The sequence below is a fragment of the Acinetobacter stercoris genome (genome assembly GCF_900323515.1).
Classification (GTDB): domain Bacteria; phylum Pseudomonadota; class Gammaproteobacteria; order Pseudomonadales; family Moraxellaceae; genus Acinetobacter; species Acinetobacter stercoris.
In genome coordinates, this window is the sequence record NZ_OOGT01000341.1 from 1 (window position 1) to 2102 (window position 2102).

The following is a 2102-nucleotide window of genomic DNA, read 5'->3' on the forward strand; positions in this document are numbered from 1 at the left end:
CCATTATTCTGAAGACATTCGGAATAATGGTTTTACATTTATTTCTTCTGATACATTCCAAAAAATACAGCAATCAGGTAATTTTTTCAATGTTCAGAAAAGTGATATTCAAAATTTTATAAAAAGTTGGGATGATCTACATTTAGACCAGTTCATGTCAGATCAAGGTAAATACCGAACTCGAAAGCATGCTACTTTTACCATGGAAAACGAGAGTAAGATCATTCTCAAAAATAAATATCGCCCCCATTTTCAGACTGTTGAATACAATCCTTTAAATGGTGGTATAGCCAGATATTTTACCGAAATCGACAAAAATACACTGGAAAATCCAGTCTTCAAAAACCTCTTACAATTTGCTTATTCAGTTTTTTCTGAAATAAAAACTGAAAACTGGTTTATTGAAGCGCACCAATTCAGAATCAAAGCCCAACCCAATGATATTGGTAAACCCACGCCTGAAGGTATTCATCGAGATGGTGTCGATTTTGTGCTCATGGCAATCATCAACAGAAGAAATATTACTGGTGGATTGACCAAAATTTATAATTTAGAAAAAAAATTAAAAACCCAATTTTTATTAGACACATTTTTAGATATTGCACTGGTAGATGATCATCAGGTTTATCACAGTGTAACTGAAATCCAGGTTGAAGATGTCCAAAAAAGTGATATCGGTTTAAGAGATGTTTTAGTTATTACGTTTAAAAAGGCATAGGAATAATGGGAGAGTTTGTTGCAGTTATCCTGATCACAATTTTAGCGGTAGTCAGTCCTGGTGCCGACTTTGCTATAGTGACCAAGAATAGTTATTTATATGGCAGGAAAATTGGTGTCCTCACGTCATTAGGAATTTCTCTTGGCGTATTAGTTCATGTGACTTATACGCTAATTGCAGTTGCATTCGTAATGACCTATACACCGCATATATTAAATGTTGTTAAATATATTGGTGCGATTTACCTTATCTATATCGGCTATAAAACCTTTACCCAAAAGCCAGTCACGGATACATCTTCCATAAATGCAATAAATCCCTCCCAGGCATTGAAATATGGTTTTTTTACCAATGCCTTAAATCCTAAAACGACATTATTTGTCATCAGTACATATACCCAGATCGTAAATGTTTCCACCCCCAAAATTATATTAATTGGTTATGGACTATTTATGTCTTTGGCTCATTTTATCTGGTTTTCTATTGTTGCCATCGTTTTTTCTTCCATCATTTTGAGACAAAAGATGCTGGCTAAACAGGTGATGATTAACAGAATTATTGGAGTAGTTTTATGCTTATTAGGTGTGATTCTTCTTTTTGCAAAAATTAAATAGGAATGGATAACATGAAAAAAATGGCTTTTATTGATATGGAAGGTGTACTTGTTCCAGAAATATGGAAGTACATTTCAAAATATTTCAATATTCCCGAGTTGTCAGTCACAACTCGGGAAGTAGCTAATTATCAGGAATTAATGAACTATAGAATCGATATACTTGAGAAAAACAATATAAAATTAGAGCAGATTACAGACATAATTCACAATTTAAAACCGATAGAAGGCGCAAAAGAATTTTTAGAAGATCTGCACTTAAATAAAAAATTTGAAATAAAAATTATTTCAGACTGTTTCTATGAATTTCTTAATCCTTTCTTTCCAAAAATCGGCATTTCCTCACAAAATGCTTATTGCCACAATCTGGAAATGAATGAAAATGGATTGATAGAAAAAGTTAAATATTCACGTAAAAAAGGAAAGCATGAAATTATTGTAAAGTATCAAAAAGAAAATAACTCGATGAAAGACAGTATCGCGATAGGTGATGCTTTCAATGACTTCACAATGCTACATCTGGTTGATCATGGTTTTTTATTTCAACCATCTGAAGAAGTTAAAAGGAATGCACCCATATATTTTCACACGATGCAATCTTATCAGGAAGTTATTCACTATCTTGATGAGTTAAGAACATGATTGATAGCTAAAGAATATAAGGAAGTAAGTTGTCAGGCTTCTGATCGAGCAGGCATGAATAAATTCAGTGCAAGCTATATGGCAATGATTGCAGTGTTTCCAATTCTAAAATAAAAGATAAATTTTATG

3 protein-coding genes are annotated in these 2102 nt (G+C 32.5%); all 3 read left to right on the top strand.

Annotated elements, in window-relative coordinates; all coding sequences use genetic code 11:
- Positions 1-718, top strand: a 718-nt coding sequence (locus tag KPC_RS19290) for a 2OG-Fe dioxygenase family protein (RefSeq protein WP_121975924.1), incomplete at its 5' end; no start/stop codon positions are given.
- Between the two features lie 5 nt (positions 719-723).
- Entirely contained in the window at positions 724-1332 is a 609-nt protein-coding gene (locus KPC_RS19295; RefSeq protein ID WP_121975925.1) for a LysE family translocator, read from the top strand.
- A gap of 11 nt (positions 1333-1343) precedes the next feature.
- A complete protein-coding gene (gene thrH / locus KPC_RS19300) occupies positions 1344-1973 on the top strand; it encodes a bifunctional phosphoserine phosphatase/homoserine phosphotransferase ThrH (RefSeq protein ID WP_171334559.1) in 630 nt (209 codons plus the stop codon).
- The last annotated feature ends 129 nt before the right edge of the window (positions 1974-2102 follow it).

Coding starts and splice junctions, on each gene's coding strand:
- KPC_RS19295 (WP_121975925.1), top strand. CDS start 724: ATGGGAGAGTTTGTTGCAGTTATCCTGATCACAATTTTAGCGGTAGTC.
- thrH (WP_171334559.1), top strand. CDS start 1,344: ATGAAAAAAATGGCTTTTATTGATATGGAAGGTGTACTTGTTCCAGAA.